Source organism: Nocardia sp. NPDC047654 (genome assembly GCF_043205035.1).
In the GTDB taxonomy this organism is placed as follows: domain Bacteria; phylum Actinomycetota; class Actinomycetes; order Mycobacteriales; family Mycobacteriaceae; genus Nocardia.
The window spans coordinates 67,583-73,749 of record NZ_JBIDDF010000024.1; the positions used below are offsets into that span (position 1 = coordinate 67,583).

The 6,167-nt window shown below is 71.2% G+C and carries 8 protein-coding genes; 4 read left to right on the forward strand and 4 right to left on the reverse strand.

Annotated elements, in window-relative coordinates; genetic code table 11:
• The first annotated feature begins 14 nt into the window (after window positions 1–14).
• On the forward strand, window positions 15–833 hold the full coding sequence (locus ACGF7Y_RS34280) for a PhzF family phenazine biosynthesis protein (protein WP_393241417.1): 819 nt from the start codon (window positions 15–17) through the stop codon (window positions 831–833).
• Between the two features lie 12 nt (window positions 834–845).
• On the opposite strand, the gene ACGF7Y_RS34285 is transcribed toward ACGF7Y_RS34280, so the two are convergent.
• From ACGF7Y_RS34285 to lspA, 3 genes are read right to left on the reverse strand one after another with little or no spacing between them, the layout of a single operon-like run.
• On the reverse strand, window positions 846–1,511 hold the full coding sequence (locus tag ACGF7Y_RS34285; RefSeq protein WP_393241419.1) for a hypothetical protein: 666 nt from the start codon (window positions 1,509–1,511) through the stop codon (window positions 846–848).
• Window positions 1,504–2,430, reverse strand: a complete 927-nt coding sequence (locus ACGF7Y_RS34290; protein ID WP_393241422.1) for an RluA family pseudouridine synthase — start codon at window positions 2,428–2,430, stop codon at window positions 1,504–1,506. The genes ACGF7Y_RS34285 and ACGF7Y_RS34290 overlap by 8 nt, the downstream gene beginning before the upstream one ends.
• Entirely contained in the window at window positions 2,427–3,023 is a 597-nt protein-coding gene (lspA, locus tag ACGF7Y_RS34295; RefSeq protein WP_393241442.1) for a signal peptidase II, read from the reverse strand. The genes ACGF7Y_RS34290 and lspA overlap by 4 nt, the downstream gene beginning before the upstream one ends.
• A gap of 212 nt (window positions 3,024–3,235) precedes the next feature.
• On the opposite strand from lspA, the gene ACGF7Y_RS34300 reads away from it, so the two are divergent.
• The 3 genes from ACGF7Y_RS34300 (at window position 3,236) to ACGF7Y_RS34310 (ending at window position 5,392) form a co-directional block, all read left to right on the forward strand.
• Window positions 3,236–4,126 (forward strand): hypothetical protein, encoded by an 891-nt coding sequence (locus ACGF7Y_RS34300; protein WP_393241445.1) that lies wholly within the window; start codon window positions 3,236–3,238, stop codon window positions 4,124–4,126.
• Window positions 4,123–4,842 carry a hypothetical protein gene (locus ACGF7Y_RS34305; protein ID WP_393241448.1) on the forward strand — a complete coding sequence of 240 codons (720 nt, stop codon included), beginning with the start codon at window positions 4,123–4,125 and terminating at the stop codon, window positions 4,840–4,842. The genes ACGF7Y_RS34300 and ACGF7Y_RS34305 overlap by 4 nt, the downstream gene beginning before the upstream one ends.
• 82 nt (window positions 4,843–4,924) lie before the next feature.
• Entirely contained in the window at window positions 4,925–5,392 is a 468-nt protein-coding gene (locus tag ACGF7Y_RS34310) for a VOC family protein (protein ID WP_062977404.1), read from the forward strand.
• Between the two features lie 15 nt (window positions 5,393–5,407).
• Here the strand turns inward: ACGF7Y_RS34310 and ACGF7Y_RS34315 are convergent, their stop codons facing one another.
• Window positions 5,408–5,839: a ubiquinol-cytochrome c reductase iron-sulfur subunit gene (locus ACGF7Y_RS34315; protein WP_393241425.1), complete on the reverse strand. Its 432-nt coding sequence runs from the start codon at window positions 5,837–5,839 to the stop codon at window positions 5,408–5,410.
• Window positions 5,840–6,167: the final 328 nt, after the last annotated feature.

Below are 6,167 nucleotides of genomic sequence, written 5' to 3' on the forward strand. Positions count from 1 at the left end.
ACCTTCTGGAGACTATGGAGGTACTGCTGCACCAGATCGACGCGTTCGCCGACGCACCGTTCTCGGGCAACCCGGCCGCGGTGATGCCGCTCCCGTCCTGGCTCCCGGATGCGTTGCTGCAACAGCTGGCCGAGGAGAACAATCTCGCCGAGACCGCGTTCTATACATCGCAATTACCTCCCGAGGCGGGCATGCCGCCGGGTGAGTGGCCCGCTTTCCACCTGCGGTGGTTCACCCCGAGGGTGGAGGTCGCGCTGTGCGGGCACGCCACCCTGGCCAGCGCCGCGCAGATCCTGGCCGACCTGCATCCCGGCGAGGACCGGGTGAGTTTCTACACGCGCAGCGGCTGGCTGCACGTCGACCGCACCGACGACGACGAGTTCGTCCTCGACCTGCCGGTGGTGCCGAGCATCCCGGTGCGGCCGGATCCGGCGCTCGTCGCGGCGCTCGGGGTGCGTCCGGTGGCCGCGTATTCCGGCACCGACGAGGTGATCGTCGTGGCGACCGAACAGGAGGTGCGCGATGCCGCGCCCGTGCTGTCGGCGTTCCCGGCCCTGCCGCGCGCCGCGATCGTCACCGCGCCCGGCGACTCGGTCGATTTCGTCTCCCGTTTCTTCGGCCCCGGCGTGGGCGTTCCGGAGGATCCGGTGACCGGATCCGCGCACGCCCAGCTCGTTCCGCTGTGGAGCGAGCGGCTCGGCCGCACCGAATTGCACGCCAGGCAGCTCTCCCGCCGGGGCGGAAGCCTGCGCTGCGAATTGACGGGCGACCGGGTGCTGCTGTTCGGGCGCTGCCGCCGCTACCTCGACGGCGTCGTCACCCTGCCGGACTGAGCGCCCGGCCGCTCACGGTTGCGGAACCGGTCCGTCGTCGGGACCGGGCGCGACGACATCGCGGTAATCGGGCAGCAGCGGAACCACCGCGAAGCTGCCCGCCACCGCGTCGGCGGGAAGCGCCTGGACCGCGCGGATGCCGTTGCGCCCGGCCAGGTTCCGCAACTGCGCCGAGGACCCCCGGACGACGAGTCCGACGACGCAGCCGCAGCCGTCCCGGAGCCGGGCGGCGGAGTACTCCACCACGCGGGCGGAACGGTCGTCGGCGGGGCGGGGGAGCAGCCAGGCCGCGTCCTGCGCCGAATCCATCGCCGCGGCCGCACCTTCCGGGACGGGCACGGTTACCAAGGGCGTCTGCACGCGGGGGACCGGCACCCGGTAGAGCACCTGGGAGATCCGCAATCCGCCGCTGTGCGCCGGAATCTGCTCGGGGGCGAGCGGTTCGGTGAACGACACCAGTGCCCAGCGCGGTTCGTCGCCGCCCGCCTCCAGCGAATCACGAGACCGGTCGAGGTAATCCGTGACCTGCTCGCCTCGGTCGGGCCCGAGACGGTCGGTGGCCGCCGCGGTGCGATACGGCGGATGCAGCGCGCCCAGCGCGTAGATCAGCGCCATCAGCGCGACCACCGCCGCGGCGAGGAAGATACCGCGCCGCGGCGGCAGCCGGCGGTCAGACATCGCGCAGGACGTCCAGCGCGTGTTTCAGGTCGTTCGGGTACTCGCTGGTGATCTCCAGGTAGCGGCCGTCGGCGGGATGCTGGAAGCCCAGCGACCGGGCGTGCAGCCACTGGCGTTGCAGGCCGAGCCGCTCGGCCAGGCGCGGGTCCGCGCCGTAGGTGAGATCGCCGCAGCACGGGTGGCGGATCGCGGAGAAGTGCACCCGGATCTGATGGGTGCGGCCGGTCTCCAGATGGATGTCCAGGAGGCTGGCCGAATGGAACGCCTCGACGGTGTCGTAGTGGGTGACGCTGGGCCGTCCGTCGGCGGTGACGGCGAATTTCCAGTCGTTGCCGCGGGCCCGGCCGATCGGGGCGTCGATCGTGCCGCTGCTCGGGTCCGGATGGCCCTGCACCACGGCGTGGTAGCGCTTGTCGACCGTGCGCTGCTTGAACGCGCGCTTGAGCATCGTGTACGCGTGCTCGGACTGCGCGACCACCATCACTCCGGAAGTGCCGACATCCAAGCGGTGCACGATGCCCTGCCGCTCGTGCGCGCCCGAGGTGGAGATGCGGTATCCGGCCGCGGCGAGCCCGCCCACGACGGTGGGCCCGCTCCAGCCGACACCGGTGTGCGCGGCCACGCCGACCGGCTTGTCCACCGCGACGATGTCGTCGTCGGCGTAGAGGATCTTCATCCCCTCCACCGGTTCGGCCTCGATGGTCAATTCTCGCTTCGGCTCGGGGAAGATCACCTCGAGCCAGGCGCCCGCGGTGAGCCGGTCGGACTTGCCCGCGGCGACGCCGTCGAGCTGCACCGAGCCCTCCTCGGCGAGCGCGGCCACCGCGGTGCGGGACAGGCCGAGCAGGCGGGCCAGGCCCGCGTCGACGCGCATACCGTCGAGCCCGTCGGGGACGGGCATGGTCCTGGTTTCCCTCATGCCGCGCTGCCCTCGCTCGCTTCGCCGGGCTTGCCGTGGCCGACCCGGGTGCCGTTGGGTTCGAAGCCGAGCACGGTGAGCGCGACCAGCAGGATCGCTCCGCAGACGATGGCCGAGTCCGCGACGTTGAACACCGGCCACCAGCCGATCGCGACGAAGTCCACCACGTGGCCCTGCAGCGGGCCCGGCGCGCGGAACAGCCGGTCCATCAGGTTGCCGAGCGCCCCGCCGAGCACCATGCCCAGACCGATCGCCCAACCCAGCGAGCGCAAGGTGCGGCCGATGCGCACCACCCCGACGACGACGGCGGCGGCGACCAGGGTGAGCAGCCAGGTCATGCCGGTGGCCATGGAGAACGCCGCGCCCGGATTGCGCACCAGGCTCAGGCGCGCGACGTCACCGACGATCGACACCGGGTCGCCCGGCGTCAGTTTCGCGACCGCGATGGTCTTGGTGAGCAGATCCAGGCCGAGCACCACCGCGGCGAGAACGAGCAGCGTCCGCAGACGCTGCGGTGGAGCAGGCTCGGTCGTCGGATCGGCGGTGTTTGCTGGTTTTTCCTCGGGCGGCCCGTCGTCACTCACGCCGACCATCATCTCTCGAGCCCGATCGGGCCCGGTGCGCGCGTCCGATTGCCCGGCCCGCGCCCGGTGGACGCGCGTGGCACGCCGACCGGCGCGCACTCGGATGTCCCAGCTGACACTCAGGAAGCGGTCGTACGCTGTTGCTCGTGACGGTGTTGTCTTCCCCCCGCCTTCATCGGAGCCCAGGCTCCGCCCGGAGCGCACGCTCGGGCGTACTGCTCATGGTGCTCGCGGTCGGGCTTTCGGCCTTCGGCGTCGGTTGCGGCGACGGCGCGGAGTCGAGCGGTGAGGCCGACGGAACGGAGCCGCTGGGAATCGGCAAGGAAGTGACCGTGCCGATCGCGGCCGCGGTGGCCACGGTCGAATCGGCCGGTGCGGAACCGCGTTCGCTGCTGCGGCCGGAGTATCCAGCCGGCACCGCGCAGCGGGTCACGCTCTATACCGCCCACCACATCGAACAGCAGATCGATGAACAGCCCAAGCGCGACTTCTCCACCCCGGCGCTGACCATTCCCATGACCGCGCAGACCACCGCGGACGGCATCGATCTGACCCTCGGTACGGTCACCTCACCGGACCCCACGATGGCCAAAGCGCTCACCAAGATCGGTGGCTCGCATGCGGGCTTCGACCTCAGCGATCTGGGCACGATCACCGCCCTGCGGCTCGAGCCGGCCCCCGACGCGTCGAACACCGCGCGCGCCGCCCTCGAGCAGGCGTTCTACCAGGCCGTGTACCGGTCGATCGCGTTCCCCGACGAGCCCGTCGGCGAGGGCGCGGTGTGGACGGTGCGCCAGGAAGTGAGCAGTGGCGTCCTGCTCGACCAGGTGACCACCGCGACGCTGAGCAAACGCGACGGGGATCGGCTCACCATCGAACTGCACGTCACCCAGAAGCCCAAGTCGCCGGTGTGGAACCTGCCGAACAACGCGGGCACGCTGGACATCCGGGACTACGTCATGGAGGGCGCGGGCACCATCACGGTGGATCTCGGATTGCCGCTGCCGGTGGCCGGATCCATCACCGTCGGCGGGCACCAGGCCTACCGCGATCCGCACAGCGACAGCACGCTGCGCCAGACGATCGATACGCAGGTGTCGTGGACCGAATGACCCGCGCGTGCGCCCTGCCGTTCGCGGTGGCGTGCGTCGCTCTCGTCGTGGGCTGCGGGTCCGCCGAGCCCGCCGAGCCGAAGGCGCACGAGCTGCCGCCGCTGGGGCCCGCGGTGGCCGCGGTCCCGGTGACCGCAGCGCCCGAGACCGATTCTGCCCGGCTGGGCGCCCGCCTCCTCGGCGACGCCGACCTGCCGTCCGGTTTCACCGCGCTGCCACCGCGCGCTGCCACCGGGACCGCCTCGACCGGTACCTCGGCGACGAATCCGGCGGAATGCGCGAGGGTACTCACTCCGCTCGGCGCGCAATACTCCGGCGCACTGGCCCAGGCCTCCACGCAATACGCCGGGCCGAATTTCTCCAGCATCGATATCGACGCGGCGAGTTATCCGGCCGATTCGCTCCCGGTCGCGTTTTCGGCCGTGCAGGAGACGCTGCGCCGGTGCACGCGCTATTCCGGCGACGACGCCACCGATATCGCGGTGGACTACCGGATCGGCGGGCTCGCCCAGCCACCGGTCGGCGACGCCGCGGGCGCCTTTCAGGTGCGCGCCACCAGCGAGGGGCTCGCCCTCGGCTCGTCGGTCGCGATCGTCCAGGTGGGAAGCACATTGCTACAGGTGGCGGTGACCGCCCCCGAGGCGGTGGACCCCGCCGTGCTCAGCGCGCTCACCGCGGCCCAGGTGCGTCGGCTGCAAGGCTCCGCGGGTCCCTGATTTCCGACGATCCGGCCAATTGCGCGGATCGCCGGAATAGGCTCGACATGGTCCGACACAACGCCTCGACCGGAGGTTCTCCATGTCTGATGTCAAACCCGTTCCCGATGGTTATCCGGTGGTCTCGCCCGGGCTGGCCATCGACGGCGCGGCGGCGGCGATCGATTTCTACAAGAACATTTTCGGCGCCACCGAACGTATGCGGATGCCCGGTCCGGACGGCAAGATCGCCCATTGCGAGCTGATGTTCGGCGATTCCGTCGTCATGCTCGGCGATCCGGCGCCCGATATGGACTTCCTCGACCCGAAGACGGTCGGCGGCACCCCCGTGAACCTGTACGTGTACGTCGAGGACGCCGACGCCGCCTTCGCCGCCGCGCTGGCCGCGGGCGCCACCGAGCTCACGCCGATGACCAGCCAGTTCTACGGGGATCGCAGCGGCGCCTTCGAAGACCCGTGGGGGCACCGGTGGACCGTGGCCACCCATGTGGAGGACGTGCCGCCCGACGAGATGGACCGTCGCATGGCGGAGATGTTCGGCGGTTCCTGAACCCGGCCGACCGGCTCACCCGGCGACCACCGAATCACCCGAGACCCGGACGGCGCGCGGTGCGAGGGGTTTGGTGGCCGGGCCGTTGACCACCGAGCCGTCCAACGCGAACTTGCTGCCGTGGCAGGCGCAGTCGATGGTGCCGCCGGACACCGCCGCGACCTTGCATCCCGCGTGCGTGCACACCGCCGACAGCCCGACGAAGGTGCCCGCACTGGGCTGGGTCACCACGGTGTCACCGGCGATCACGCCGCCGCCGACGGGGATGTCGGCTGTCTTGGCCAGCGTGTTCGCCTGTCGGCCCGCATCGGCAGGCCGGTCGCCCGGCGCGGGTGGGGGTTCGCTCTTGCCGGAGGAGGCGCAGGCGGTGACCGCCGCCGCCGCGGCGATGCCCGCCCCGGCGGCGACCACACTGCGCCGGGTGCGGAGTTGTTCGTCGAGTGTCATGTCGGGTTCCGTTCCGAAGGCGCGGCACGGCGTCGCGCCGGTGCCGCTTTCGCCTCGTCAACGGAATAGGGCGGCGCTGCGGTTCAATCCGGTGTGCTCAGAGGTCGCTGCCCGGCGTGTCGCGGCGGGACGGCGGACCCAGGAGGGCGAGCGGCGGACCCGGACCCCCTCATCTGCTCTGTGGCCGGGTCCGCCGCTCGGTGGTTACCCGCGGGCGATCGATTCGAACACCTTCGGGTCGACGAGGGTGGAGGTGTCGCCGAGTTCGCGTCCTTCGGCGATGTCGCGTAGGAGGCGGCGCATGATTTTGCCGCTGCGGGTTTTGGGG